At 59.5% G+C, this 26,438-nt stretch carries 21 protein-coding genes; 12 read left to right on the forward strand and 9 right to left on the reverse strand.

All coding sequences use genetic code 11. The features are described from left to right. Positions 1 to 180: 180 nt before the first annotated feature. Together N909_RS0110795 and N909_RS0110800 are read right to left on the reverse strand one after the other, a co-directional pair. Positions 181 to 375, reverse strand: coding sequence for a hypothetical protein (locus N909_RS0110795; protein WP_029914898.1), 195 nt, complete (start codon positions 373 to 375; stop codon positions 181 to 183). After that, a complete protein-coding gene (locus N909_RS0110800; RefSeq protein WP_029914900.1) occupies positions 347 to 1,555 on the reverse strand; it encodes a phosphatase PAP2 family protein in 1,209 nt (402 codons plus the stop codon). Before N909_RS0110800 ends, N909_RS0110795 begins: the two co-directional genes overlap by 29 nt. 681 nt (positions 1,556 to 2,236) lie before the next feature. Here N909_RS0110800 and N909_RS0110805 point away from each other — a divergent pair. Continuing rightward, positions 2,237 to 2,530, forward strand: coding sequence for a lipid-A-disaccharide synthase N-terminal domain-containing protein (locus N909_RS0110805; protein WP_029914903.1), 294 nt, complete (start codon positions 2,237 to 2,239; stop codon positions 2,528 to 2,530). Between the two features lie 24 nt (positions 2,531 to 2,554). Here the strand turns inward: N909_RS0110805 and N909_RS0110810 are convergent, their stop codons facing one another. From N909_RS0110810 to N909_RS0110820, 3 genes are all read right to left on the reverse strand, one after another. Beyond that, complete coding sequence (locus tag N909_RS0110810; protein ID WP_036683088.1) at positions 2,555 to 4,216, reverse strand: ArnT family glycosyltransferase; 1,662 nt, start codon at positions 4,214 to 4,216, stop codon at positions 2,555 to 2,557. A gap of 21 nt (positions 4,217 to 4,237) precedes the next feature. Continuing rightward, positions 4,238 to 5,215, reverse strand: coding sequence for a phosphatase PAP2 family protein (locus N909_RS0110815; RefSeq protein WP_029914907.1), 978 nt, complete (start codon positions 5,213 to 5,215; stop codon positions 4,238 to 4,240). Between the two features lie 183 nt (positions 5,216 to 5,398). After that, complete coding sequence (locus tag N909_RS0110820) at positions 5,399 to 6,361, reverse strand: lytic murein transglycosylase (protein ID WP_029914910.1); 963 nt, start codon at positions 6,359 to 6,361, stop codon at positions 5,399 to 5,401. Positions 6,362 to 6,548: 187 nt separating this feature from the next. Here N909_RS0110820 and N909_RS0110825 point away from each other — a divergent pair, with 187 nt between their 5' ends. The 11 genes from N909_RS0110825 (at position 6,549) to poxB (ending at position 21,598) form a co-directional block, all read left to right on the forward strand. Next, on the forward strand, positions 6,549 to 6,896 hold the full coding sequence (locus N909_RS0110825; protein WP_155005919.1) for a hypothetical protein: 348 nt from the start codon (positions 6,549 to 6,551) through the stop codon (positions 6,894 to 6,896). A gap of 182 nt (positions 6,897 to 7,078) precedes the next feature. Continuing rightward, positions 7,079 to 8,023: an ABC transporter ATP-binding protein gene (locus N909_RS0110830; protein ID WP_029914913.1), complete on the forward strand. Its 945-nt coding sequence runs from the start codon at positions 7,079 to 7,081 to the stop codon at positions 8,021 to 8,023. Continuing rightward, on the forward strand, positions 8,013 to 10,910 hold the full coding sequence (locus N909_RS0110835; RefSeq protein ID WP_029914916.1) for a Gldg family protein: 2,898 nt from the start codon (positions 8,013 to 8,015) through the stop codon (positions 10,908 to 10,910). Before N909_RS0110830 ends, N909_RS0110835 begins: the two co-directional genes overlap by 11 nt. A gap of 3 nt (positions 10,911 to 10,913) precedes the next feature. Continuing rightward, the gene (locus N909_RS24615) at positions 10,914 to 11,885 is read left to right on the forward strand and encodes a DUF4340 domain-containing protein (RefSeq protein WP_051689690.1); all 972 of its coding nucleotides are present in this window, start codon (positions 10,914 to 10,916) and stop codon (positions 11,883 to 11,885) included. Between the two features lie 396 nt (positions 11,886 to 12,281). Next, on the forward strand, positions 12,282 to 13,268 hold the full coding sequence (locus N909_RS0110845) for an AAA family ATPase (protein WP_029914920.1): 987 nt from the start codon (positions 12,282 to 12,284) through the stop codon (positions 13,266 to 13,268). Between the two features lie 41 nt (positions 13,269 to 13,309). Then, positions 13,310 to 14,248, forward strand: a complete 939-nt coding sequence (locus tag N909_RS0110850) for a DUF58 domain-containing protein (protein WP_029914922.1) — start codon at positions 13,310 to 13,312, stop codon at positions 14,246 to 14,248. Next, positions 14,235 to 14,741 carry a DUF4381 domain-containing protein gene (locus N909_RS0110855; protein WP_051689691.1) on the forward strand — a complete coding sequence of 169 codons (507 nt, stop codon included), beginning with the start codon at positions 14,235 to 14,237 and terminating at the stop codon, positions 14,739 to 14,741. The genes N909_RS0110850 and N909_RS0110855 overlap by 14 nt, the downstream gene beginning before the upstream one ends. Continuing rightward, complete coding sequence (locus N909_RS0110860; RefSeq protein ID WP_029914926.1) at positions 14,738 to 15,736, forward strand: vWA domain-containing protein; 999 nt, start codon at positions 14,738 to 14,740, stop codon at positions 15,734 to 15,736. The genes N909_RS0110855 and N909_RS0110860 overlap by 4 nt, the downstream gene beginning before the upstream one ends. Continuing rightward, on the forward strand, positions 15,733 to 17,568 hold the full coding sequence (locus tag N909_RS0110865) for a VWA domain-containing protein (RefSeq protein ID WP_029914929.1): 1,836 nt from the start codon (positions 15,733 to 15,735) through the stop codon (positions 17,566 to 17,568). Before N909_RS0110860 ends, N909_RS0110865 begins: the two co-directional genes overlap by 4 nt. Continuing rightward, positions 17,562 to 19,289, forward strand: coding sequence for a BatD family protein (locus tag N909_RS0110870; protein ID WP_029914930.1), 1,728 nt, complete (start codon positions 17,562 to 17,564; stop codon positions 19,287 to 19,289). Before N909_RS0110865 ends, N909_RS0110870 begins: the two co-directional genes overlap by 7 nt. A gap of 584 nt (positions 19,290 to 19,873) precedes the next feature. After that, positions 19,874 to 21,598 carry a ubiquinone-dependent pyruvate dehydrogenase gene (poxB, locus tag N909_RS0110875; RefSeq protein WP_029914932.1) on the forward strand — a complete coding sequence of 575 codons (1,725 nt, stop codon included), beginning with the start codon at positions 19,874 to 19,876 and terminating at the stop codon, positions 21,596 to 21,598. 33 nt (positions 21,599 to 21,631) lie between these two features. On the opposite strand, the gene N909_RS0110880 is transcribed toward poxB, so the two are convergent. From N909_RS0110880 to N909_RS0110895, 4 genes are read right to left on the reverse strand one after another with little or no spacing between them, the layout of a single operon-like run. Beyond that, positions 21,632 to 22,423, reverse strand: a complete 792-nt coding sequence (locus tag N909_RS0110880) for an ABC transporter permease (RefSeq protein WP_029914934.1) — start codon at positions 22,421 to 22,423, stop codon at positions 21,632 to 21,634. Further along, complete coding sequence (locus N909_RS0110885) at positions 22,420 to 23,331, reverse strand: ABC transporter ATP-binding protein (RefSeq protein ID WP_029914936.1); 912 nt, start codon at positions 23,329 to 23,331, stop codon at positions 22,420 to 22,422. Before N909_RS0110885 ends, N909_RS0110880 begins: the two co-directional genes overlap by 4 nt. Before the next feature lie 40 nt (positions 23,332 to 23,371). Further along, positions 23,372 to 24,709: a sigma-54-dependent transcriptional regulator gene (locus N909_RS0110890; protein WP_029914937.1), complete on the reverse strand. Its 1,338-nt coding sequence runs from the start codon at positions 24,707 to 24,709 to the stop codon at positions 23,372 to 23,374. Further along, the gene (locus N909_RS0110895; RefSeq protein ID WP_029914939.1) at positions 24,710 to 26,260 is read right to left on the reverse strand and encodes a sensor histidine kinase; all 1,551 of its coding nucleotides are present in this window, start codon (positions 26,258 to 26,260) and stop codon (positions 24,710 to 24,712) included. It lies immediately after the preceding gene. Between the last annotated feature and the right edge of the window lie 178 nt (positions 26,261 to 26,438).

A 26,438-nucleotide genomic window follows, 5' to 3' on the forward strand; every position in this document is an offset into this window, starting at 1 on the left:
CAGGCCCAACCCGCCAGGGCCGTTCCGCTCTGTTGCCACCAGAACCGGCAGATCCCGAACCAGAACCCCGCCCAGCCCAGGCTGAGCAGAATAATCAGTCCCAGGGCGCAGCAATCCCAGCAGAATTGACGTAGCTTCAGGCCGGTCAGGGATTGGAGCAGGCCGGCATTGGTTTGGTCATTATGCCAGCGGCGCAGACTGCAGGCTCGCTTTCAGCCGCTCCGGATTGACCACGCTATGCAGGATTTTGTCGAGCAGCAGGATGATGAAAATCAGCAGCACAAAGGAGCGATGCCTGACCAGCGCCCTGAGGGAATCAACGGTCAGCACGGCGAGCAGCATTTTTTTATTGGAGGGCAGCGCTGGATTCGGCATGAGCACTCCTGGTGCTGACGATGCGACCGTTGACAAGAATCCTGGTGAAATTTTTCCGGGCGCTCGGCAGGGTCAGAATCAGGTCATGGTCGAGTTCGGCAAAATAGCCTTTTTCGGCCAGCTGCAGCTCGAGTTGCAGGCTGTGACCGCTTCGGGACTGTTGCAGGATATGCCGGTATTTCGCCTTGATCCAGCCGAAACCGTGGGCATCGATCCGCAATAGCCCTTCAGGCGCATCGCTGTACTGAACTTTCACCTGCTCCGGTCGCTCTTTCATCCTGATGGCAATGGTTTCAACAGTAGCCAGCTGCAGGGGATATTGACGGCTCTTGAAAAACGGTCTGCGGGTCAAAAAACCGGCACTCATCAGCACAATGGCGAGCAGAACCAGGGCGGTGATCAGGTGGCGCCGATTCCGGTTGGCTGCGGTTGCGACCCCGGCGGGAGCCGGTTCCGGAAGGTAATAGATCAGGGCCATAACCATAATGCCGATCAGGCCGAAGGACCAGAGCGCGTCACTAAGGAAATGAGCCCCCTGGACAATCCGTCCGGCCGACAACAGGACGCCGGCGGCAATTCCGCAGATGACGCCGGCGCCGGCCAGGCGTCGACTGTGCCGGTAACAACCGGCGGCGGCAAGAAAAACAAAACCCATGGTCGCGTGTCCGCAGGGAAATGATGCCCCCTGGCCGGGCGGACCCGGATGGAAAATCGGCCGATATTCCCATTGCCCCCCGTATTCAATGGTCTGACTGGGGCGCGGTCGCCCCCAATATTGTTTCAGCACCGCATTGACCAGCAACCCGGCGCCGAGCACCGCGGTCAGGACGATCACCATACAGGGTTTGCGCCAGGCCCGCAGGCCGGGACGGTAAAAACTGGCCAGCCAGGTGACCAATCCGGCCAGGCTGAACAGCAGTCCCGGAAGTGTCCCGTAGTGGTGCAGCGCGTCCCAGAACGGCCTTTTTTTCAGAAACCAGCCGGATTCTGCGGAATAAAAATGGCCGGCCAGGGTTTTATCCAAATCGAAAAACTCCAGGAATAAACTGAGCAACACCAACAGCGCAAAGCCGAGGGCGAGCTTCTGCCACCGATGGTCGAAGCGCTGTTCCGCCCGGAAGGCGGGAGCGGTCAGCGGGGAAAGAGCGTCCAGGGTCGATTGCCGGGGTTCTGTGGCCATGTGCAAGGTTTCCTTCCTGCGGTCATCCACACTGAATTCAGTTTTCGACTGAAGTGTCCTGCCTGCTCGGGCAGACCATTACAAAATCACCTGCCCAAGCCCGTCTTTGCCAATGCAAAGTTTTTGCAACGGCTGTTTATTATCTGAGTTTTATGAATTCGGGTTTAGGGTTCGGTAAGGAGAATATGAGTCAGCTTGTACAAATTTGACTGGCGTGGATGACCTCTGGATGGGGTGGTCTTTTTCCCGCCGGGGCAAGACTGGCATGCTGAAATGAACAGGATGCACGAATGGCGCTAGTTTAAGAGTCGCTGGCAGCAAAACCGGGACTGTCCCCGCACGGGGGCTGTCCCAGGTCTTTGCGGTGTTAACCGCGACAGTTTCATGGCTCGCAAACTCTTGGGACAGCCCCCGATGACCCTGGGGACAGTCCCGAGTTTACTGCAAAGTTGCTTAAACTAGCGCCATTCACAAGATGCTCTTCCTTCTTGGGGTGCGCTATTCGGGTTCTCAGTCAGCGGCCGGAGATGTTACTATCAGTCGAGATAACGCCCTGTCGGAGATTCAGCCGGTGGCTTGCCGGGCTCACCTTTGATGGGGGATGGCTGTTGTTTCTGACCTGTTGGCCGTGCGCCGAAGGCAGTGCCGCCGGTTGGCGATTACTCTGAAGGATAAAAAATAATGAATTTGACCCTATCTGATGTTGTTATTCTGGCCATCGGGTTTTCCGGGCAAGCGATGTTTTTCATGCGCTTTTTCGTGCAGTGGCTCTACTCTGAAAAACACCGCCGGAGCATGATTCCAACCGCCTTCTGGTACTTCAGTCTGGCAGGCAGCGTGCTGTTGCTGACCTATGCCATCATTAAAAAGGACCCGGTGTTTATCGTCGGCCAGTCGACCGGGTTCATTATTTATACCCGGAACCTGGTACTGATTCGCCGGGAGCAACAAAAAAAATGGGCCACTGCCGAGTAATCAGCACCAGCGTAAGGCCATTGCTCAAGGTTTGAAATAGAGGTCCAGGGTGATTTTTTTGCCCTTGGAATAGTTGAAACCGCTGAACCGGTCGAGATGCCGCATTCCGCTGAGCAGCTCCTTGACGGCCGCAGCATGTTTGCGCTGTTCCCTGGCTTCCACCAGCAGGTAACGGTATTGCTCCTGGTGAAGCAGCAGCGCGGCCTGGCTGGGGGTGGTCATGACCGTCTCGGTCCCGACCAGAAACGGCAGGCTTGGTTCGCTGTAGCCGACGGAAATCAGTTGCCCTGGCGACTGTTTGCTCAGCACCTCGGCAACATGGCGACTGGGCCAGGCGAGTTCCAGTTGTGGCAGGATGCCGGCAAAAGCCGGCGGGAAGGTCAGCAGTGCGACAAGGAAAAAGGTCGGCACCAGGCGCGAAACGCAGGCCCTGTCATGACGATATTGCCAGCCCGCCACCAGCATCAGCAGCAGCCCGGCAAAGGGGAGTAGATCAAGGGCCTGAAACCGGCCGAAGCGGGCGGCCAGTACCGGCAGGCCGATGCCCAGAATGACTGTGGCCAGCAACCACAGCCCGCTGCCAAGCCAGCGGGGCAATTTTTTCAGCAGTCCTTCCCGGCCAGGTTCCGGCCGACTTTGTTGCAGGGCGCAGGCGGTCAACAAGGCTATGGCCGGAAAAAACGGCAGGACATAGTGGGGGAGTTTGGTCGGCACCAATTCAAAGATGATCCAGGCTGGAATGATCCAGGCCAGCAGGAAACGGACTCGTTCCTCCCGCAGCAGCGAGCGCAGCCTGGGCAGGCCGGCGATGGTCAGCAGCGAGCCCGGCCAGAACAGCACCGGGAACAGCAGCAGGTAATAGCCCGGCGGCGCACCATGGGATTCCTGGCCGGACAGCAACTTGGGAAGAAAATCCTGGAACAGGGCCTGTTGGATAAAGGCTCCGTGAGACGCGGACTGGATTGCAACAAACCAGGGCAGCACAATCCCGGCCAGGAGCAACAGTCCCGGCAGCGGGCGGAGCACCCTGAGCAAATCCAGGCTGCGGTCGCTGGCCATCAAGGTGAGGATGGTTGCGGCTGCGATGACCAGCGGTACCGGTCCCTTGATAAGAATACCCAGTCCGCAGGCCAGCCAGAACATGATCCACCCCGGCCAATGCTTGGCCGTTTCCCGCTGCCGAGCCAGATAGAGCCGGGCCAGGCCGCTTTGCATGATGACAATACAGAACAGCAGCATGGCGTCGGTTTTGGCCAGCCGGGCTTCCACATTCAGCAGCAGACATCCCGCTAGCAGCAGACCGGCCAACAGGCCGGTGCGGCGATCGAACAGCCGCGTTCCGAGCAGGGCGGTGCAAACGACTGCCAGCAGCGCCCCGAGCAAGGACGGCAGCCGGTACGGACCGATCTGATTCAAAGGGGCGTTGCTGAGGCGAACCGCTGCGGTCTGCAACCAGTAAATCCCAATCGGTTTCTTATAGCGCGGGACTTCCTGAAAGCGGATGTCGACATAATTCCCCGTTTCCAGCATCTGTTTACTGGCTTGGGCAAAGCGCGCTTCATCGCGGTCCGTGGTCGGCAGGCTGCCTTGTCCAGGGGTAAATATCAGCAGGCAGAGGGCAACCAGAAGGACCAGGCCGAATTTGCTCGACACGGCGGTCTCCAGCCGGGAGGCGTTGTCAGGCATAAAAACTCCGGAGGACAGAATTTATAACGGATAAGCGATGCGGCTGCGAAATTTTCCATACAGCCGGCAGCTCTGGCGCAGGCAGAAGTAACCACTAAAAACTCCGGCCGGGAGCAACAGGCTGTAAGCGAAATTTTCGTGCCGGAGCAGTGCATGGATCCCGAGCAGTATCAACATGATGCCGCAGCCGAGGCCCATTGTCCACAGCCCCAGCAGTAATTCCCAGCAGGCGGGTAATGCCGGTTGAAGCGAAGTCTCCCTGCTCAGTTTGTCCTGTTCCGGGACACGCAGAATCCAGAAATAGCTGATATGGATCAAAATCCAGGCGGTGAGCAGGCCGAGCAGGCCGTCGCTGAGCCAATGACTGAGGGCCATGGACCGGGCAACGGCCATGGTGAGCGCATTAAGAACAGCGAAAATGCCGCATAACAGTCCGAGAAAGCGGGTGCGAGACGAATGGGCCGGGTTGCCGGCCAGGGCATAGGCGAGCAGGATGGGGAGCAGCGCTTCGATGGTATGGCCGCTGGGGAAGCTGCCCCGGTAGCGCCCTTCGGATATGAAATGCGAACCGAAGCTGAACCAGTCGCTGTAGGCAAGATGGTGGCGGAACACCTCACTGGGGCGCGCGCGGCCGATCGCCCATTTGCTGGTATGCACAAAAGTAACAGCGCTGGTCAGGCCGGCGAATACGGCGAACCCCAAGGCCGGTCGCCAGGCAACGGAGCGCCTGGTTGGCGGGCCCAGACAACAACGGAAATAGCCCAACAGGGCAATCATCAGTCCCAGGACCACGAAATCGCCGGATCCCGGCAAGTCACCTTCAAACAGGGTACGGCTGTAAAAATCGCTCAACAGGGGGAGCGCATTGTGGTTGGCGTAGAGGGTGAGGAAAAAATCGCGCTGTGGAATGATCACGGCAACCAGCAGGAAAAGCGTGATCAGCAGGCTGAACAGGGGATGACGACGCAAGCAATTCATGGACTTTTTCACAGGCAGCATAGGCAGATACCGCGGGAAGAAGGAAATCCGTTAGCTGCCGGTGTGACAGCAAAATGTTGCGTATACGTTACATTCTAATATGAGAATACCATTGGTGAAAGGTTATTTTTCCGTCAAAAGAGCCAGCTTTGCCAAATAGGCGGGCGAGACAAGCCGCTTGGGAGGTGCGGGGTGGCTGCAGGTTCAATCCGCCAGCCGGTCGGCCAGGGTGCCGACGGCGATGGCGAAGGACAGGGAACGGTTCCATTTGAGCAGCGCATGGAAGTTGGCATAGACCAGGTAGGCTGGCCCGGCCGGGCCTTCGGGCAAGATCAGCGAGGCGTCCAGGGGACGTTTTGGTAAGGCGCTGCCATTGCTGCGGCGCACCCCGAGTTGCTGCCAGCGGGGCAGGGGCAGGGTTTTATCCAATCCGGCGAGGGACAGGTCAAAACCGACCGGCAACAGAACCTGCCGCCCCCAGGTCTGATCATCCTGCCAGCCGTTCTGTTTGAGATAATTGGCGGTTGAAGCAAAAACGTCGGGCAGGGAGGTCCAGATGTCGATGCGGCCGCCGTCGGCATTCACCGCATAGCGGCGGAAAGAAGAGGGCATGAACTGGCACTGCCCCATGGCCCCGGCCCAGGAACCGTAAAGCTGGTCCGGCCGGATCCGGTCGTTGTCGAGCAGTTCCAGCAGTTCGAACAGTTCGGTGCGAAAATAGGTGCTGCGGCGGCCGTCAAAGGCCAGGGTGGCCAGGGCCGGAATAACCGGCATGCGGCCACTGTATTGGCCGTAATGGGTTTCGATCCCCCAGAGAGCGACGATAAAGCGTCTTTGGACCTGCTGGCTCTGTTCCACCCGGCCCAGCCAGGTTGGGTAGCGTCGCAGCATACGGTGGCCGTCTGCAATCCGTCGGGGCGTGACCCGGGCCGTCAGGTATTGGGCGAGAGTCTGGACGGTTTCCGGCTGATTGCGATCCAGCTCGATGACTTGGGCGACCGGTTCGTCCAGTTCTGCAAAGGCTGCGCTCAGGGTGGCCTGGGCAATTCCGCGCTGTCGTGCTTCGTCTTGCAGAGCGTTGAGCCAACTGTTGAAATCAGCGGCATTGGCCGTCCCGAAAATGAGTAACAGCAGTCCGGCCTGAACGATCAACTGCCTGAATTTCATTCTTCCCCCTTGGATGATGTTCTCCCCGCGCAAAAGCACGGTCGGTTACTGTGCTTTTGCGCGGTTGTGGCTTGTCTGAATACTCCGTTTTGCCAGCTTGGCTGCCGCCGGGCTTGACTCTGCAGTTGTTCCTTGTATAACTATACCTCTGTCAACTTGGACGGTTCATTTCCATATGGATAAAAAAGTGAAAATGGTCAAAAAAGTTGTGCTCCAGCCGACCCTGCCTCCGTTGTTCTGGTTCTGTATCATCAGCCTGCTGATCGCCGTGCAGTTTCAGACCGTGGCGTTTGCTGCGGATCACTTCGTGGTCATTGAAGGGGCATCCACGGTCGGTGACGTGCTTCAGGCGGAGTTCACCAACATCGACCTGGACGGCCGTTTTTCAGATATTTCTCTGAACACCCACCGGAATATCCGCCTGGAAGGCACGGACGGGGTTGCTGTGTGCGAACCCCTGCTCTGTTCCGTCTGCGGGATGACCGATCCACGTTTCGCTCAATTTATCCGTCCCCCACCCGTTTCATTGTCCTGAACAACTCTTCTTGGTAAACAGTCTGGCCTGAGGGGGAGCACCTCTCCTGCCTGCATATCGTTGAACGGTTTTCCCCAAATCGGCCTACTTTGGTCGCTGTTGCGGGATCCTGGCTGGCGTTTCTTCAGCTTTTCAGCCGGGACATGAAGACCCTTTATCTATTGTTTTAGCAGAGGTGGACAATGATTCAACTACAACACGTCAGTCGCCGCTACGGTGATTTTGTCGCCGTGGACGGAGTCTCTTTTGAGATCGGCCGGGGTGAAATAGTGGGCCTGCTCGGTCATAACGGGGCCGGCAAATCGACCATTATGAAAATGATTACCGGCTTTCTGGAACCGAGTGAGGGGATCATTCGGATTGCCGGAGACGATATCTGGAACGATCTGCGCGGGGCCCAGGCTCGGATCGGATACCTGCCGGAGAACTGCCCGGTTTACCCGGAAATGACCGTGGTCGATTTCCTCGATTATTCGGCTTCGCTGCGCGGGCTGGAGCAGACCGACCGGGACCGCGCGGTGTTGCGGGCGATTCAGCAGACCGAACTGGGAGAGAAGGCCGGCGCTACTATCGCAACCTTGTCGCGCGGCTATCGGCAGCGGGTCGGGGTGGCCCAGGCCCTGCTCCATCAGCCGGAAATACTGATCCTGGACGAGCCGACCAACGGCCTCGATCCGTCACAAATCGGGCACATGCGGGAGCTGATCCGCGAACTCGGCCAGCAAGCCACGGTCATTGTCTCCACCCATATTCTTCAGGAAGTCGAAGCGGTTTGTGATCGGGCGTTGATCCTGCGCAAAGGTCAGCTGGCCCTCGATGCCCAACTGGCCGAGCTGACCCGTGGCCGGGCGTTGATCCTGCGGTGCAGCGCCGCGCCGGAAGAGGCCCTGGAGCGACTCTCCCGGCTGCCTGGGGTAACCGCAACGGCTCTGCCCGAGGAGAGCGGCTATGGGCATGGTTATCGCTTGGAGGGCGCCACCGACCTGATTGAACTGGCTCCGGCAGTGGCCGAGCTGGCGGTCAGCCGGAACTGGCAGCTGTATGATCTGCACCGGGAAGAGCGCACCCTGGAAAAGGTATTCAACGAAATATCCTTAGTTGCCGAGGAGGTGGGTCATGCTGCGTAGTCTGTTCCGGGTGACCCGCAAGGAGCTGGCCGGGTTTTTCGCCTCGCCGGTTGCCTACATTTTTCTCGGCGCATTCCTGGTCGTCACCCTCTTTACCTTTTTCTGGGGAGAAGCCTTTTTCGCCCGCAATATCGCCGATGTCAGGCCGCTCTTCGAATGGATGCCGGTCCTGCTGATCTTCCTGGTCGCGGCATTGACCATGCGGATGTGGAGTGAAGAGCGGCGCATGGGCACCCTGGAATATCTGCTCACCCTGCCGGTCAGTCCGCTCCAGTACCTGATCGGCAAGTTCCTCGCCGCTCTCAGCCTGGTCGCGCTGGCGCTGATCTTGACGTTGCCGCTGCCGATTTCCGTCTCTTTCCTCGGCTCCCTCGACTGGGGACCGGTCTGGGGCGGCTATCTGGCGGCCCTGTTTCTGGGCGCCGCCTATATTTCCATCGGCCTGTTCCTCAGTGCCCGCAGTGACAACCAGATCGTCAGCCTGATCGGCACGGTTCTGGTCTGCGGCCTGTTCTATCTGCTGGGCAGCGATCTGCTGACCGGTTTTTTCGGCAATCGCGCTGGCGAACTGCTCAAACTGCTGGGCAGCGGTTCGCGCTTTAATTCCATTACCCGCGGCGTCATCGATCTGCGCGACCTCTATTATTATCTGAGCCTGGTCGGGGTCTTTTTCGCCCTGACCCTGTACAGCCTCAAGCGTTTGCGCTGGGATACCAAGGCGCTCGCCAACCGGCGCCAGCATCGTTTCCATGGCGCGCTCACTCTGCTGCTGATCGCCAACCTGCTGGCCGGCCACCTGTGGCTGCAGCAGATCGGCTCCGCCCGCATCGACCTGACCCAGGGGAAGATCTATTCGATTTCTCCGGCCACCAAGCAGTATTTGGCTCATCTTCAGGAACCGCTGCTGATTCGCGGCTATTTCAGCGCCAAAACCCATCCGCTGCTGGCCCCGCTGGTGCCGCGGCTGCGCGATTTGATCCGGGAATACCAGATTGCCGGGCACGGCAACGTGCGGGCCGAGTTTATCGACCCGTTGCAGAATCCTGACCTGGAAGCCGAAGCGAACCAGAAATACGGCATCAAGCCGGTGCCGTTTCAGGTTGCCGATCGTTACCAGTCGGCGCTGGTGAATTCCTACTTTCAGATCTTGATTCAATACGGGGATCAGTTTCAGGTCCTTAATTTTCGGGATCTGATTGAGGTCAAACAGCAGGGCGGCCAGGGGATCGAGGTCGAGCTGAATAATCCCGAGTACCAGCTGACCCGCAGCATCAAGCGGGTGATGAACGAATTTCAGGGGGGCGGCGACCTGGTTGCCGGGCTGCAGCGGCCGGTGACCTTGCACGGCTATATCTCCGCGGATGCGGCGTTGCCCGATTTCCTGCAAAAATTCAAGCAGGATCTGCAGTCCCTCGGCCAGCAGCTGGAACAGAAATCCGGCGGCAAGCTGTCCCTTGAAGTCCTCGATCCGCAGGCCGGGAACGGTGAGCTGGCCAAAAAACTGGCCGCTGACTACGGGTTCCAGCCGATGCAGGCCGGTTTGCTCGATACCCATCGCTTCTATTTCTATTTGACCCTGGACAACGGTCAGCAGACGGTTCAGGTCCAGTTGCCGGAGGACTTTTCGCGGGACGGCCTGGAGCGCAATATCAAAGCTGCCCTGAAACGGTTTTCCAGTGGTTACCTGAAAACCGTGGCCCTGGCCGTGCCCAAGCCACCCAATCCTTACCTGGCCCAGTATGGGATGAACCAGGACAGCAAGGAGTTCAGCCTGCTGCATAGGCAGCTGGCGGAAAATTATCAGGTCGAGCAGGTCGACCTGGAGCAGGGAACCCTGCCTGATGCGACGGATGTCCTGGTCGTGGCTGCGCCTGAAAACCTGAATGATAAAGGCTTGTTCGCCATCGACCAGTTCCTGATGAAAGGTGGCACCGTGGTGCTGGCAACCTCGCCCTTTGATGTCAGCTTGACCCCGAAGAGCCTGGCGGCCACGAAAAATTCCAGCCACCTTCTCGACTGGCTCAAACATGACGGGATCAGCATGGAACCAAGCCTGGTGCTGGATGAGCAGAACCAGCCGTTCCCGATCCCGGTCAGTCGCCATGTCGGCGGGATCACCCTGCAGGAAATGCGGCTGATTCCTTACCCCTATTTCGTCGATCTGCGCGGGGCCGGACTGAATCCGCAGGTCCCGGTAACCTCCGGGCTGGAGCATCTGATGATGAACTGGGCCGCGCCGATCAAGGTTGATAAAGAGCAGAATAAGGAGCGCAAGACCACCTGGCTGCTGAAAAGTTCGGCTGATTCCTGGACTTCGGATTCGGAAAACCTGTTGCCGCGGATCAACGAGCAGGGGCAGCAGGGCTTTGTTCCGGGTGCGGACCGCGGCCAGAAGTTGCTCGGCGTGGCTGTGGAAGGGGTCTTCCCCTCCTATTTTGCCGGCAAGGAATCACCGTTGCTGAAGGATTCCGCGAAGAATCAGGATGCGTCCAAAAAGGCGGATAAAAAAGAGACGCACCAGGTGGCCAGTGTCATTGACAAATCGCCGGAATCGGCACGGATCATTCTGTTCTCCTCGGCTGATTTCCTCAGTGATCAGACCATGCAACTGGCGGCCAGTGTTGCCGGCAATCAGGACCTGGGGGCTTTGCAGCTGGTTAATAACAGCCTGGACTGGGCTCTGGAAGACGCCGGTCTGCTCAGTATCAGCAGCCGCGGCCATTATGCCCGGACCCTGATTCCTATGAATCTGGACACCCAGCTGACCGTGGAATACCTCAACTACGGGCTGGCGCTGGCCGGGCTGGCACTGGTTTATCTTATTCATCGTTGGCTGCAGCGGCGCAGGCGGCTGCACTTTCAACGGTTGTTGGAAGGGAGGGCTTAAGTCATGAAACGTACTCTGGTTATTCTGACAGTTGTGCTCCTTGTCCAACTGGGACTCGGGGTTGCCTTTTTCGTAGCGGGGCAACAGCCGACAACGGTCAAAGGGGAGGCTACCCTGTTGACCTTTAGCCCGGATCAGGTCGATGAACTGGCTGTGGTCGGTCCGCAAGGGGAGCAGGTCACCCTCAAGAAAACTACCGCCGGCTGGGTTCTGCCGGAGCACTTTTCCGCGGCGGCCGACTCCGCCAAAGTTGAGGCGTTACTGCAGGAGCTCTGTGGCTTGAAACGCCCTTGGCCGGTGGCCCAAACCGCGGCCAGCGACAAGCGCTTCAAGGTATCGGCAGAGGATTTTGATCGTAAGCTGGTATTTTCCGCCGATGGCAAACAGCTGGCGGAGCTGCTGATCGGTTCGTCACCGGGCTTCCGTAAGGTGCATGCTCGCTTGGCTTCTGAAGAGCAGGTCTATGACATTCCGTTCAGCGCCTATCAGGCGGGCTTGAAAGCAGGCGAGTGGTTGAATCGAGACGTCCTGCAACTGCCCAAGGAAAACATCAGCGGACTGGAATTGCCCGGCCTGAAGCTAACCCGCAAAGACGGGGCCTGGCAGCTGGACCCGCCATTGGAGAAGGGCAAGATCGATCCACAGCAGGTCGATCAGCTGGTGAACCTGCTGGCTAACCTGAAGATCACCGATGTTGCCGGCAAGGCTGACCCGAGCCGGCTTGATCAGGCCACCCTGCAGCTCAGTCTGCAACTGGACGGAGGAAAGAGTCGTCATTACGCTTTTTTCACTCCCGGGGACGACAAAGCCGCTGCCGCGCTGCTGCAGGTCGACGGATTCGACCGGCAGTTTCAGGTCGATAAGGACCTTATCGGTAAACTCAAGGCTTTTGATCGCCAGCATCTGATGCTGAAAAGCACTGCCCCAGCGCATGAGCAGGCTGCCTCACCTTCTGCCGAGGACACGATGAAATAAATCAGCCTGTGCCCGGCTGTGTCAGGGACAGGCGCAGCCGGGTTTTTCTTCTGCAAACGGGGTTAAAAGGATAGACTTGGCAACAGTTTTTGCAGATGTTACATCAGTTTGGATGGAATAGCGCTTGTTTAAGCAATGTTGCAGTAAACTCGGGACTGTCCCCAGGGTCATCGGGGGCTGTCCCAAGAGTTTGCGAGCCATGAAACTGTCGCGGTTCGCACCGCAAAGACCTGGGACAGCCCCCGTGCGGGGACAGTCCCGGTTTTGCTGCCATCGACTCTTAAACCAGCGCCATTCTCAATTGGGACGGATTTTTTCAGCCACCTTAACAGGCCCGCCGGATCGGCAGTCGATCAGGGCAGGTCGCTACGATAACCATGTCCAAGGACGTTATTTATGGAATCGATTCAACAACGTTTCAGCGAACTTTCCACCAACCTGGAACACCAGGTCATCGGGCAGCCACAGCTGATTGAATGTCTGCTGATCGCGCTGTTGGCCGACGGCCATCTGTTGGTGGAAGGTGCCCCCGGCCTGGCTAAAACCCGGGCGATTCGCCAGCTTGGGGAATTGCTGGAAGGAAGCTTTCACCGGGTGCAGTTTACCCCCGACCTGCTGCCGGCCGACCTGACCGGAACTGAAGTTTTCCGTCCGCGTGATGGCAGTTTTGTGTTTCAGCGCGGGCCGTTGTTTCACAACCTGATTCTGGCCGACGAGATCAACCGCGCCCCGGCCAAGGTCCAGTCGGCTTTACTGGAAGCCATGGCCGAGCGGCAGATCACCGTGGGTCAGACCAGCTATCCCCTGGCCGAGCCGTTTCTGGTCATGGCGACGCAGAACCCGATTGAACAGGAGGGGACCTATCCGTTGCCCGAAGCGCAGCTGGACCGGTTTCTGCTCCATGTGTTCATCGATTACCCGAAGGCCGAAGTCGAGCGGCAGATCCTGACCCTGGCCCGGCATGAAGCCGGTGCTGCCCTGAACGGGTTGCCGGGGCCCACCGGCCAGGCCGCTTTTCAACCGCTGAGCGGGGCGGAATTGCGCCAGGCGCGGCGGGAGGTGCTGACCATCCATTTGGCGGAAAACCTGGAAGAGTATCTGCTTCAGCTGGTTCTGGCCACCCGCGACGCACAGCGCTGGGGGGAGGATCTTGCCAACTGGTTGACCTACGGAGCCAGTCCGCGGGCCAGTATCGCCCTGGATCGCTGTGCGCGGGCGCGGGCCTGGCTGAAAGGGCGTGACTATGTCATCCCGGAGGATATTCAGCAGCTGGCCTTTTCTGTCCTGCGCCATCGGCTGTTGCTCAGCTATGAGGCCGAGGCGGAAGGCGTCAGTGCCGAACGGGTGATCAGTGAACTGCTGGCCCGGGTGCCGGTCCCGTAATCGATCGTCTCCTCAAAGGGAAACGCAAAGAAGAGAGTTGCATGGTGAAAACAGTTAAAACAGCATCGCCGGTACAGATCAGCCTGCCGCAATTGGTCGGCCTCAGGGCCGGGGCCGGAGTGGTCAAGGGGCCGAAATCCCCGGCCACGGCCACGCGCGGCGGCGGCCACCGCTCCCGGTTTCGCGGCCGGGGGATGGAGTTTGCCGAGGTCCGCGCCTACCAGCCCGGCGACGATGTGCGCAATATCGACTGGCGGGTGACCGCCCGGCGGGGCACGGCTCATACCAAGTTGTTTCATGAAGAGCGCGAACGACCGGTGTTGTTTGCCCTTGATTACCGGCGGCCGATGTTTTTTGCCACCCGCGGCTGCTTTAAAGCGGTCCTGGCCTCGCAATTGGCTGCTGTGCTGGCTTGGGGAGCCCTGGCCCAAGGGGACCGGATCGGCGGCTTTCTGTTTTCCGAAGAAGGGCATATCGAACTGCGTCCGGCCGGGGGGCGCCGCGGCGTCCTGCGCCTGTTGCAGGGGATGGTCAGCGATCCGGTCTGGAGCCGCCCAGCCCACGTTCCCTTTGATCCCCATCGGCGTTTGGCGGAAACGATCCAGCGCCTGGCCCGGGTGGTCCGTCCCGGCAGCCGCATTCACCTGTTCAGCGATTTTACCCAGTGGGATGACGACGTGGAGAAACACCTGGCCCTCTTGTCCCGCCAGGCTGATGTCGCCCTGTATTTCCTGTTCGACGCCCTGGAAGTGGAGTTGCCGGGTTACGGCAATTACCGCCTCAGCGACGGGGAACGGGATCTGACCATTGCCACGGACCAGGCCCGGACCCGGCGGGAATTCCACCAGGCCTTCAAAGCTCATCGCGCCCGCCTGGAAGGCTTCTGTCGCAACCGGCGGCTGTTGTTTGTGCCGGTGGCGACGGACAGTGACCCGCTGCAGGTGCTGCAGAACGGCAGGAGCGGCCATGGCGGCAATTGATCCACAGGCGCACCCGGCAACTTTGCCGCTGCGCGATATTCACCTGCCGCCCGCACCGGGCTGGTGGCCACCGGCACCGGGTTGGTGGGGAGTGGCGCTGCTATTGGTGCTGTTGATCCTGGTCGCGGTTCTGCTGCTGCGCCGCTACCGGCGGTTGCGTTACCGGCGCGCGGCGCTGCGGGAATTGACCGCACTGGAACAGACCGGCGGGCTGGCCGACCGGGAATTGCTGGCCGGGTTGTCACAACTGCTGCGGCGGGCCATTGTGACCGCATATCCCCAGGACGGTTGTGCCGGGCTCAGCGGCAAAGCCTGGCTGCAGGTACTTGATCGCGGTTTTGCCAATAATCCCTTCAGCAGTGGGATCGGCCGCTGCCTGGAACATGGGCCTTATCAGCCCGCCGTGCAGCTGGAACGGGACGCGCTGCTTGAGCTTTGCCGCCAGCGGTTGAAAAAACTGCCGCCGTTGGGCCGGACGGGGAGGCGCTCATGATCCATTTTGCCTGGCCCTGGGCCTTACTGCTGCTGCCGCTTCCCTACCTGGTCAGATGTTTGGCGCCGCCGGCCCTGGCAGCCGAAGAAGCGGCCCTCTGGGTACCGCGGTTGAGCCGTTTCGATGTTGCTCGGCATCAGCAGTCGAGGCGCGCCCGTTCGCGGGTTGCCATGCTGCTGGCAATTCTCTGTTGGCTGTTGCTGGTCCTCGCCTGCGCCCGGCCGCAGTGGCTCGGAGCCCCTCTGGAATTACCGGTTTCCGGCCGCGATTTGCTGCTGGCCGTGGATATTTCCGGGAGTATGCAGACCGAAGATTTTGAACTGCACGGTCAGCAGGTCGATCGGCTGACCGCCCTCAAGCAGATCGCCGACCCTTTTATCGCCCGGCGTAGCGGCGACCGGATCGGCCTGATCCTGTTCGGTGACCAGGCTTATGTGCAGACCCCGTTGACCTTTGATCGGACCATGGTCACCCAACTGCTCGATGAAGCGGCCATCGGTCTGGCCGGCAAGCAGACCGCCATCGGCGATGCCATCGGGCTGGCCCTGAAGCGGACGGCGGAGGGGGAAGCGCACAAGCGGGTGCTGATCCTGCTCACCGATGGCGCCAATACCGCCGGTCAGCTGGCCCCCCTCAAGGCTGCTGAGCTGGCTGCCCAGCAAGGGCTGAAGATCTATACCATCGGCATCGGTGCCGATGAAATGCAGGTGCGCAGCTTCTTTTTCTCGCAGACCGTCAATCCCTCTGCCGATCTCGATGAAAAGACCCTGCGCAGCATTGCCGAGCAGACCGGCGGGCGCTATTTCCGGGCTCACGACAGTGCGGAACTGGAGCAGATCTATCAATTGCTCGATCAGCTGGAACCCGCGGTCCGCGCCCGGGAACTGTACCGGCCGGTGACCGATCTGTTTGTCTGGCCCCTTGGCCTGGCCCTGGCCGGGGCGGTAATCCTGCTGCTGCGCGATGCGCTGGCCGCGTTGAGGAGGCGGGCATGAGTCTGTTTCATTTTCTCCGCCCCTGGTGGTTTCTTCTCCTGCCGCCGCTATTGGTCCTGCTCTGGCTGTTCTGGCGGCGGCGGTTGCAGAGCCGCAGCTGGCAGGAGATCTGTGATCCGCAATTACTCCCCCATCTGTTGATCGGACGGTCGCGGCGGCGCGCCCATTGGCCGCTCTGGCTGTTGCTGGTCGGGTTGCTGTTGAGTATCACCGCCCTGGCCGGTCCGACCTGGCGGAAACAGCCGCAGCCGCTGCTCAAACAGCAATCCGCCCTGGTCATTGCCCTGGATCTGTCGCGCTCCATGCTGGCCGCTGATCTGAAGCCGAGCCGACTGGTGCGGGCGCGGCTCAAGATCGAAGATATTCTCCGCCAGCGCCGCGAAGGGCAGACCGGCCTGGTGGTTTTTGCCGGTGATGCCTTTGCGGTCACCCCGTTGACCGATGACGTGCATACCATCCAGGCCCTCCTCGGCAGTCTTGATCCGCAGCTGATGCCGGTGCAGGGGAGTCGGCCGGCGCGGGCCTTCAGCCTGGCCACGGAACTGGTCAAGCGGGCCGGATTGCAAAAGGGGACCGTCCTGCTGGTGACTGATGAAGATCGGCCCGAGCTGAGTCTGGACGCGGCCCGCGAGCTTGCAGCAAGCGGGCTCAAATTGGCCGTGCTCGGGGTCGGGACCCCGGAGGGTGCGCCGATTCCGCTGCCGGACGGGGGCTTTTTCAAGGATAGCCAGGGTAATTTGATCCTGCCGCGCCTGGCTGAATCCGGGCTGCGAGAACTGGCTCAGGCCGGCGGCGGAGACTATCGGCGGATCAGCATTGATGACAGTGATTTCAAGGCCTTGCTGAGCACTCTGGACAGCCATCGTCTCGACCGCGCCGAACAGGGGCCAAAGCGCACCGGCGACCTCTGGCAGGATGCCGGCGTTTGGCTGCTCTGGCCTCTGGCCTTACTGGCCGCTGCTGCTTTCCGGCGCGGCTGGCTGCTGGTGCTGGCGTCGCTGCTGTGGCAACCGGCCCCGGCCGAAGCGTTCAGCTGGAATGAGCTCTGGCTCAATCAGCAACAGCAGGCTTATCAGGCTTTTGCAAACAAGGATTACGCCACCGCTGCGCAAAAGTTCAGCGACCCGCGCTGGCAGGCCGGCAGCCACTATCGGGCTGGCGATTATGCCAAGGCCCTGCAGGCCTTGCCGGACCCGCAGAGCGCAGATGACTGGTACAATCGCGGCAATATGCTGGCTCAGAGCGGGCAGCTGCCCGCCGCCCTCAAGGCTTATGATCAGGCACTCCAGCTTGATCCCGATTCCGCCGATGCCCAGGCCAATCGCAAGATTGTCGAAGACGCCCTGAAGAAGCAGCAGCAACAACAAGACCCCAAAGCTGGCGGGCAACAGCAGCCCCAGGGGGAGCGGCAGCAACAGGATAAAGAGGGGCAGCAGAAGCAGCAACAGTCAGGACAGTCTGCGAGCGACAAATCCGGGCAAGATCAGGCTCAGCAACAACGGCAGCAAAGTGCTGCCGAACATTCCCGGCAACCGGAGTCCGCTGAGCGCAATCAGGCGGATAAAGCTCCGCAGTCTGCACCCCAGCCGGACCAGGCGAACTCCGCACCGGCCAAGCAAGATCAGGCTGAAACGGACAAGGTCGGGGATAAACCTCCTCAGCCAGCCAGTCCGGCGGCCCAGGCCGACGACCAGCCGCAGACCCCGGAAGAACAACAGCGGCGTCAGTTATTGCAGCGGATTCCCGATGATCCCGGTGGCTTGCTGCGGCGCAAATTTCTTTACCAGTATCGACAACGTGGCGAGCAACAGGAGAGTGAGCGGCCATGGTAAAAAGGATTCTTAGTTTTATTCTGATTGGCCTGTTGCTGGCAGCGACACCGCTCTGGGCCGCCCAGGTCACGGCGGTTGCCGACCGTGACCGGATCGGCGAAGGGGACAGTCTGCATCTGGAATTGCGGGTGCAGGGCAAGCCCGCTGCCGACCCGGACCTGAGCGTGCTTGAGCAGGATTGGGACATTCTCAATCGTTCCCGCAACAGCCAGGTCCAGATCGTCAATGGGGATTTTACCCGTTCGCTGGTGATCAGCCTGACCCTGATGCCGAAACGCAGCGGCGAAATGACCATTCCAGCGGTCTGCTTCGGGTCCGACTGTTCCTTGCCCTTGCCGATCCAGGTGTCGACCCAGCCGCTGGCGACCAGCGCCGGGGACGAACTGCTGCTGGAAGCGGACGTTGAGCCCAAACAGGTGTTGGTCGGTCAGCAGGTCGTGTTGACCATCCGGGTTCTGCACCGAGGCACGCTGACCGCAGCCAGCCTCAATAATGTGCAACCGCAAGGGGTGCCGGCCGATATTCAGGCGTTGGGCGAGGACCGCAACTTTGAAACTAAACGGGACGGTTACCGTTACCAGGGGATCGAGCGCCGCTATGCCCTGTTCCCGCAACAGGCCGGAGAGCTGCTCTTGCCGCGCCTGACCTTGCAGGCCCAAGTGGCCAGCGCGAATGGCTTTGGTGCATTCGGCACCTCAACCAGGGACCTGCGCAGGTTCTCCCCGGCCTTGACCGTGCAGGTAGCGGCACAACCGGGGACCGGCAATGGCCGCCTGTGGTTACCGGCTACGGCTGTGACCCTGACCGACAGCTGGCAGCAACAGCCGCCGCAATTTCGGGTCGGTGAGCCAGTGACCCGCACCCTGACCCTCCAGGTCACCGGACTGCCGGCCGCCCACCTGCCTGATCTCAAGTTACCGTTGCCGACCGGCTGGAAGAGCTATCCGGATCAGCCCGTTCGCAACGATAGCGACGCCAGCAGCGGCGTGGTCGGGACCCTCGAGCAGAAGATCGCCGTGGTGCCGACCGCTGCCGGGACACTGCAACTGCCCGGCTTCGATCTCGATTGGTACGACGTCAACAGCGGGCAATGGCGGGTCGCCAAAGTCGCTCCCCTCAGCGTGACTGTTGCCCCGGCTGCTCCCGGCAGCATCAGCCAGCCGCCGCCGTCCGTGGCGCCACCTGCCCCCGCACCGGCCCAATCGGCGCCCCCGGAATCTGCCCCGGCTCCTGTGTCGCAGCCGAAAACTGCAGCGCAGGCTTCACCGACTCACGGGATCTCCCCCTGGTTGTGGGTGAGTTGCGGCCTGGCCATCGGCTGGTTGTTGACCCTGCTGTGCTGGTGGCAGCAGCGCCGCAGGCAACCGCAGGGCAGGGTTGACTCGATTATCGAAGAGTCGCTTGACGTGCGGGAAAAGGATGCTTTTAAGCAACTGCTGGCCGCCGCCCGAAGCAATGATCCGGCTGCCACCCGCCAGGCCCTGGTTACCTGGGGGAGGAGTCTTTGGCCGGAGGCGGGCAGCAATTTAGAGCAACTTGCGTTGCTGCTGGACGAGCCCTTGCAGATCTTAATTGAAAACTTGAGCAGGGAGCTCTACAGCAAGACAGCAGGTGCTTGGCAGGGGGAAGATCTGGTGCGCGAGCTGCAACGCTGGCGGGGGCAAAAAAGGGAAAAAGGGAGGCCTGTCGAATTGCCGCCGCTTTATCCGTCCGGGAAGTAAGGGAGCCGGTAGCTGTTAAGAATTTTCAGTCAAAATCGCGGGATTGAGATCCCGCCCGCCGTCATATTCTTTTGTTGCGTGACCGAAGAATATGCAGAAAAAACACGTCCAGCATTTGATCCGCCAGAATATCGGCGGTTGATACCCTCCGTTTCACGCTGGTCAGCCGAGTCGTGAGCGACTCGGCTGGCACCTCAAACAGTTGCCGCTCTGGCTCAATTGAGTGCCAGTTCATTTCGGCGGTGGCATATGGGGGTGTTCGGTGAGTCCAAATCCCCCTTTGCTAAAGGGGGGCTGGGGGGATTTATATGGTTTTCTGGCTAGTCAACGGGCTGTTCCGGTTTCGCAGCAAAATCTCAAGATCACAGCCACGGTCGCGCTCCTTTCTTTCGCTAAAGTGATATAGCATTAATGGTAAATAATTCCTGTTATGGCTTAAATTGTATCTAATCAAGTTATAATTTAAGCCATGGCTCTGTCCGCGGAAGTCGATTCTCTTGCTAGGTTTTTCTTGTCCTGTCCCAAAGATCGGCTCTTCAGAGTTATTTATCAGAACAACACCACATGGATTTGGAGCTAAAGATATGAGCGAAACAATTGCAATGTATATGGCACGGTTACTGGTCGAAGCCGGGGTCAAACGGATCTGGGGAATTACCGGAGACTCTTTGAACGGTTTGAACGACAGCCTGACCAGGCTTAACCGGATCAAATGGATCGGGACCCGTCATGAAGAAACCGCCGCCTTCGCCGCTGGTGCTGACGCGGCCATAACCGGTAAATTGGCGGTTTGCGCAGGTTCGTGCGGGCCAGGAAACCTGCACCTGATCAACGGGTTGTTCGATTGTCAGCGGAGTCATGTCCCGGTATTGGCCATTGCCAGCCATATTCCTTCCAACGAAATCGGCAGCAACTATTTTCAGGAAACCCATCCTCAGGAACTGTTCAAAGAATGCAGCGTCTATTGCGAGATGATCTCCAACCCGGCACAGCTGCCTTATGTTCTGCATACCGCCATGCGCCAGGCGATCCTGAAAAAAGGGGTGGCGGTGGTCGTGATTTCCGGCGATACGATGCTCAGGCCGATGCCGGAAGGGGTGCCGGTCAAGTGGCAGACGCCTCAGGCGCCTGTGGTCATGCCGCCGCAACAGTCCCTGGAGCAGTTGGCCGCTCAGCTCAATGTTGTCGGGCGTGTCACTCTGCTTTGCGGCGCCGGCTGCCAGAATGCCATGCCCCAGGTTCTGGAACTGGCCGAACGCCTCAAAGCTCCCATTGTCCACGCTTTGCGGGGCAAGGAGTGGGTCGAACCAAACAATCCTTATGATGTCGGGATGACCGGACTGATCGGTTTTGCTTCTGGATACCATGCCATGCGGGAAACCGAACTGTTGCTGGTGTTGGGATCGGCTTTTCCCTATCGAGAGTTTTATCCCGATAATGCCAAAATCGTCCAGATCGATGTCAACTCCGAGGCTCTTGGGGTCCATGCCCAGATCGACACCGGTTTGATTGGAGACATCAAAAGCACCCTTGAGCAATTGTTGCCGCTGCTGAAAGAACAATCCGACCGCAGTTTTCTGGATAAGGCTCTTGGGCATTACCGTGAATCACGCAAAGGGCTTGATGCTCTGGCCAGCGGCAAGTCATCACAGGACATTATCCATCCGCAATATCTGACCCGTTTGCTGAGCGAGAAAGCGGCTGATGATGCGATATTTACTTGCGATGTCGGGACTCCGACGGTGTGGGCGGCCCGTTATGTCGAAATGACCGGAAAGCGGCGTTTGCTGGGATCATTCAACCATGGTTCCATGGCGAACGCCATGCCCCAGGCGATCGGTGCGCAGGCGGTCGATCCCGGGCGACAGGTGATCGCTCTGTGCGGTGACGGCGGTTTTTCGATGCTAATGGGGGATATCCTGGCGGTTCGCCAGCATCGTCTGCCGATCAAAATTGTTGTTTACAACAACCGGTCTCTGGGGTTTGTCGCCATGGAGATGAAGGCCGGCGGCTACCTGAACGACAACACTGAACTGGAAAATCCCGATTTTTCTGCTATTGCGCAAGCGATGGGAATCAAATCAATGCGGATTGACGACCCGAAAGACCTGGAAGCGGCCATCGAGGAGTTTCTTGCCTGGGAAGGTCCCGCCCTACTTGATGTTTCCACCGCCAAGCAGGAATTGAGTATGCCACCTAAAATCAGCATGTCCCACGCCAAAGGGTTCGGGTTGTATATGCTGCGGGCAATCATCAACGGTAAAGGGGACGAGATCGTCGAACTGGCCAAGGAAAATATTCTGCGCTGAGCCGGCGGGACGAGACCCCGCCGGTTGGACTATTTACTTGATAATTCTCCGCACCATCAATGCAATAGCCAGTGGCACCAGAATCGTCGTGGCCACGGTCAGGTAGAGCAGGCTACCCCACAGGCCGACTGACCAGAGTTGCAGGGCGCAACCGCGCGCCAGGGCCACCAGGTGGGTGAGGGGCAGGAACTGGGCGATGAACTGGGCCCAGCCGGGCAGGTTCTGGAGCGGGAAAAAGGTGCCGCTGAACAGGAACATCGGGGTGATCCCCAGAAAGATCGGCAGGTTGAACATGTCGATAGTGGGGATCACTGCGGTGCAAACCATGCCGAGGGCGGCAAAAAACAGTCCGCCGAGGGCGGCCAGGGGGAGCAGCAGCAGCGCTCCGGGATAGCTCAGCAGGCCGAACAGGGAGAGCATGAGCCCCATCAGGAAGACCGCGATCAGCGCTTTGGTCGCCGCCCAGAGAATTTCACCGAGGATGATCTCTTCCAGGTTGAGGGGGGTGGCCAGTAACGCATCGAAGGTCTTCTGATAGTACATCCGCACGAAGCTGTTGTAGGTGGTCTCGAAAAAGGCATTGTACATGATCGCCACGGCCATCAACGCCGGGGCGATAAAGTTGGTATAGCCGATGGTCCGGCCCTGAACCTCGAAGTCGCCGACCATGACCGACAGGCCGACGCCGAAGGCGAGGATGTAGAAAACCGGCTCGAACAGTGGCGGGATAAAAGAGACTTTCCAGTTCTTTTTGTAGACGTCGAAGTTGCGCTGCCAGACCCGCAGGGTGCGGCGGCTGAATTGAGAAGGTCTGGGGCAGGTCATTCGCGTAGCTCCCGTCCGGTCAATTTAAGGAACAGATCTTCCAGCGAGGCCGGCCGCAGGGTACAGCCTTCGGCACGGATGTCCCGGGTCAGTTGTAAAAACAGCTCGTCGCCGTTGTCCAGGTAGACCAGCAGGCGCTCGCCAAGGTCTTCCAGCCGGACCTGATGTTGCTGCAGGAATTCGCGAATGCGGTCGTCGGGGTCGGCAATCTCCAGCACCTCGCGGCCGATTTCGCGGCGGATCAGTTCGCGTGGCGGGCCTTCGATGAGGATTTTGCCATGGTCGACAATCACCAGCCGGTCGCAGAGGCGTTCGGCTTCTTCCATGTAATGGGTAGTGAGCAGGATGCTCAGCCCCTGCTGTTTGAGGGCGGCCAGCTTGTCCCAGAGCAACTGACGGCTCTGCGGATCGAGCCCGGTGGTCGGCTCGTCCAGGATGATCAGCTCCGGATTGTTAATCAGCGCGCGGGCCAGCATCAGCCTGCGCTTAAGCCCGCCGGAGAGGACCCGGACATCGTCGTTGGCCCGGTTTTCCAGGGAGAAAAAGTGTAGCAGTTCGTCGGCACGCTGTTCCGCTTCCCGTCTGGGGATGGAGAAGAACCGAGCAAATCCGACCAGGTTGTTGCGCAGGTTCAGATCCGGGTCGAGGGAGTCTTCCTGCTGGCAGATGCCGATGCGGGATTTGATCTCGCGGAGGTGGCTGTCCATATCGAGACCGAACAGCTTCAAGGTGCCACTGTCGCGCGGGGTGAAGCCGTAAATCATCCGGATCGAGGTGGTCTTGCCGGCGCCGTTGGGGCCGAGCAGGCCGAAACATTCCCCTTTTTCGACACTGAGGCTGATCCCGTCGACGGCGTTCAGATCACCATAACTTTTGCGTAAATCGGAAATTTCAAGCAGAGCTGGCATGGATGTCTTTCAGGTTTGTCCGACTTTGAGAAGGAGCTTCTCAAAGGTTATATTGTTTCATTTTTTCCCAGAGGTTTTTGCGGCTTATGCCGAGGATTTCGGCGGCTCCGGTCTTGTTGCCGCCGGAGGTTTGCAGCGCTTTGAGGATACACCTTTTTTCGGCGCTTGCAACCGCTGCAGCCAGATTGATTTCAACTTCCTCGTGCCGGTCTGCACTAAGCCCGCGGAGTTCCAGGGGTAAATCCCAGAGTTGAATCCTGGGGGCCGGAGCCAGCACCGTGATCCGCTCCAGCAGGTTGCGCAGCTCGCGGACATTGCCTGGATAGTCGTAACTGTCCAGGGCCGCGGCAGCTTCCCCGGTCAGGGTAAAGTCCAGGCCGCGTTCCCTGCCGAATTTGTGCAGAAAATAGCTGCTCAGCTCGGGGATATCCTCCTTGCGCTCGCGTAGCGGCGGGACCATGATCGGGATCACCTGAAGTCGGTAATAGAGATCTTCGCGGAAACGCCCCTCCTTGACCAGCCCGGCCAGGTTTTTGGCCGAGGCGCAGAGGACCCGGACGTTGATCCGGCGCGGCTGCTTGCCGCCGACCCGCTCAATCTCCTGCTCCTGCAGGACGCGCAGCAGCTTGACCTGAAGCTCGATGGGCATGTCGCCGATTTCGTCGAGGAGGATGGTGCCCTGATCGGCGAGTTCAAATTTGCCGGGTGAGGCTTGATCGGCCCCAGTGAAAGCGCCTTTTTCGTGACCGAACAGTTCCGATTCGAGCAGCCCGGCCGGGATCGCGGCGCAGTTGACGCGGACATAGGGTTTGTTGGCACGACTGCTTTCATAGTGGATGGCGGCGGCGACCAGCTCTTTACCGGTGCCGCTTTCCCCCTGGATCAGGACCGTCGAGTCGGTCTGGGACACCTGGCTGATCAGGTTGAGCATTTGCTGCATGGGAGTGCTGGAACCGAGCAGCGGCTGGCGCTGGCCGCCATTGCTTTCCAGGGAGACGCAGCGGGCTTTGATCTCCTGGATCCGGACGATGCGCTGAATCCGGCAGCTCAGATCATCGAGGTCAAAAGGCTTGAGGATGTAATCCGCGGCGCCCTGCTTGAGGCAGGCAACCGCGTGGTCGGTGCTGCCGTGGGCGGTCATCATGATGACTTCGGTGGCCGGACTTTGCTGTTTGACTGCGGCCAGTAATTTTTCCCCGTCCATCCCCGGCATGCGGATATCCGAGACGATGATGTCGTAGCTCTGTTTCTGCAGCAGGGCCAAGGCCTCGTTGCCGCCGCTGACTTCGTCAACCTGCCAGCCTTCGCTGCGCAGGTGATCTGCCACAGTGATCCGCATGATCTCTTCATCTTCGGCAATCATGATCCGCACGCTCATTTATTGCTCCTTTACAGGCTTAAGGGGAATGACGATGCTGAAGCTGGCTCCGCTGGCAGAATCCTCCGCCAGGCTGAGCTCGCCGCCAAGCTGCTTGACCAGGGAATGGGAAACCGACAGCCCCAATCCGGTTCCTTCGCCGACCTCCTTGGTGGTGAAGAATGGTTCAAAGATCTTGGCCCGATGCTCAATCGGGATCCCCGGTCCGCTATCGGCAATCTCCAGCCGCAGCAGGTTCTTCTCCAGACGGCTGACAACACGAATTTCCCCCTGTTGACGACCAATGGCCTGGACCGCGTTGCCGGCCAGATTAAGAACCACCTGGCGCAGAGCTTCGATGCCGGTGGTGACCGGGCTGGCGATATTCAGATCCAGGTGGACCGCGATGTTCTTGTGCCCCATGCAGGTCAACTCGACACAGTCGCGAATGACCCGGTCGATATCGTCACTGCGGATTTCCAGAGGTTCTTTGCGACCGATGTTAAGGAGCTGTTGGACGGTCCCTTTGATCCGGTCGACCCCTTGGCCGAGCAGGGTCAGATAGCGCTGGTGCAGTTCGGCCTGATCCGGATTCTTGCGGATCATCTGCAGGCAGTTTTGCATGCCGCCCAACGGATTGTTGATTTCGTGGGAGATCCCCGCGACCAGTCGACCCAGCGCCGCCAGCTTTTCATTTTGAAAGACCTGTTCCCGGGTTTTGTCGAGCTCCTGTTGCGAGGCTTCCAGACGTCGACAGAGCTGTAGGAAGCGCTTGTCCAGCATGCCGATTTCATCGTTCTTTTCCAGGGCCTGGGCCGGTGGCTGGAAGGGTTGCGCCGGGTAGTTGTCCATGGCCGCGGCCAGGCGCTGCAGGCGTCTGCCGACCAGGCTGTTGAAGAGGACAAAGATGCTTAAGGAGACCAGCACGATGGTGGCCAGGGCAATATTGAGCAGCAGTCGGTTATTGGCGTGGATTTCAGCGAAGGCCCAGTCCATGGGGACAGTGACGTTCATGCCGCCACGGATGTCGCCAAGCTGATAGCCCTGGCGGCCATGGCAGGCCAAACAGCGTTGGTCCACCAGCAGTGGCGCCATGTAGCGCAGGCGGTAGTTGCCGGCAACCTTTTCAATCTCAACGGCCTCGGTCTTGCCCTGTTCGAATTCCTTGAGGGTGCGCCGCTCAAAGTCGTCCGGGGCGTTATCCGGATTGACCGGGCGCAGGCTGGTGACATTGAACTGCCCCATTCCTTCTTTGGCGGCATACAGGGACAGTTCACGGGTGACCATGGCGGGATTGCGTTTAACCAGCCAGTTCCCCTGCGCGTCCTGAATCTCCCCCTGATCCAGAAATGGGTTGGCCTCGACCCCGGGCTCCTTGACCAGGAACAGACCGTTGTGGTCCGCGATCCACTGCCGGGTCAGGCGAATCTGATGAAAAAGCATCTTGGCCTGCCGGGTCGCCTGTTCCACCACCAGCTCTTCCTGGAAGCTGGCAGTGCGGTAGAAGGTCACCCCATAGGAGAGACAGACGATCAGGCCGATCAAAAGAATGAACTTGGTTTTCAACTGCATGGCACCCCACCTTTGACCAACAGATATATTGTGACCGTCAATCCCAGGGCTTTTCCCGGCCCGGCAAACCCTGCCGGCGGAAGATCCTGTGCCCGGGCTTGCCTTGTCTTGAATGCTACCGAACGGTAACACAGAATCGCTCCGCAAAGCTACTCATTGGTAACATTTGGTCGGAAAT

This window comes from Pelobacter seleniigenes DSM 18267 (genome assembly GCF_000711225.1).
Taxonomy (GTDB): Bacteria; Desulfobacterota; Desulfuromonadia; order Desulfuromonadales; family Geopsychrobacteraceae; genus Seleniibacterium; species Seleniibacterium seleniigenes.

What these genes read in the sequence shown, in the direction of transcription:
- N909_RS0110885 (WP_029914936.1), bottom strand. Translation starts at nt 23,331, where the DNA reads ATGCCAGCTCTGCTTGAAATTTCCGATTTACGCAAAAGTTATGGTGAT.
- N909_RS0110855 (WP_051689691.1), top strand. Translation starts at nt 14,235, where the DNA reads ATGGCGGCAATTGATCCACAGGCGCACCCGGCAACTTTGCCGCTGCGC.
- N909_RS0110835 (WP_029914916.1), top strand. Translation starts at nt 8,013, where the DNA reads ATGCTGCGTAGTCTGTTCCGGGTGACCCGCAAGGAGCTGGCCGGGTTT.
- N909_RS0110865 (WP_029914929.1), top strand. Translation starts at nt 15,733, where the DNA reads ATGAGTCTGTTTCATTTTCTCCGCCCCTGGTGGTTTCTTCTCCTGCCG.
- N909_RS0110810 (WP_036683088.1), bottom strand. Translation starts at nt 4,216, where the DNA reads ATGCCTGACAACGCCTCCCGGCTGGAGACCGCCGTGTCGAGCAAATTC.
- N909_RS0110860 (WP_029914926.1), top strand. Translation starts at nt 14,738, where the DNA reads ATGATCCATTTTGCCTGGCCCTGGGCCTTACTGCTGCTGCCGCTTCCC.
- N909_RS0110795 (WP_029914898.1), bottom strand. Translation starts at nt 375, where the DNA reads ATGCCGAATCCAGCGCTGCCCTCCAATAAAAAAATGCTGCTCGCCGTG.
- N909_RS0110820 (WP_029914910.1), bottom strand. Translation starts at nt 6,361, where the DNA reads ATGAAATTCAGGCAGTTGATCGTTCAGGCCGGACTGCTGTTACTCATT.
- N909_RS0110845 (WP_029914920.1), top strand. Translation starts at nt 12,282, where the DNA reads ATGGAATCGATTCAACAACGTTTCAGCGAACTTTCCACCAACCTGGAA.
- N909_RS0110830 (WP_029914913.1), top strand. Translation starts at nt 7,079, where the DNA reads ATGATTCAACTACAACACGTCAGTCGCCGCTACGGTGATTTTGTCGCC.
- N909_RS0110800 (WP_029914900.1), bottom strand. Translation starts at nt 1,555, where the DNA reads ATGGCCACAGAACCCCGGCAATCGACCCTGGACGCTCTTTCCCCGCTG.
- poxB (WP_029914932.1), top strand. Translation starts at nt 19,874, where the DNA reads ATGAGCGAAACAATTGCAATGTATATGGCACGGTTACTGGTCGAAGCC.
- N909_RS0110805 (WP_029914903.1), top strand. Translation starts at nt 2,237, where the DNA reads ATGAATTTGACCCTATCTGATGTTGTTATTCTGGCCATCGGGTTTTCC.
- N909_RS0110850 (WP_029914922.1), top strand. Translation starts at nt 13,310, where the DNA reads ATGGTGAAAACAGTTAAAACAGCATCGCCGGTACAGATCAGCCTGCCG.
- N909_RS0110870 (WP_029914930.1), top strand. Translation starts at nt 17,562, where the DNA reads ATGGTAAAAAGGATTCTTAGTTTTATTCTGATTGGCCTGTTGCTGGCA.
- N909_RS0110895 (WP_029914939.1), bottom strand. Translation starts at nt 26,260, where the DNA reads ATGCAGTTGAAAACCAAGTTCATTCTTTTGATCGGCCTGATCGTCTGT.
- N909_RS0110880 (WP_029914934.1), bottom strand. Translation starts at nt 22,423, where the DNA reads ATGACCTGCCCCAGACCTTCTCAATTCAGCCGCCGCACCCTGCGGGTC.
- N909_RS0110890 (WP_029914937.1), bottom strand. Translation starts at nt 24,709, where the DNA reads ATGAGCGTGCGGATCATGATTGCCGAAGATGAAGAGATCATGCGGATC.
- N909_RS24615 (WP_051689690.1), top strand. Translation starts at nt 10,914, where the DNA reads ATGAAACGTACTCTGGTTATTCTGACAGTTGTGCTCCTTGTCCAACTG.
- N909_RS0110815 (WP_029914907.1), bottom strand. Translation starts at nt 5,215, where the DNA reads ATGCTGCCTGTGAAAAAGTCCATGAATTGCTTGCGTCGTCATCCCCTG.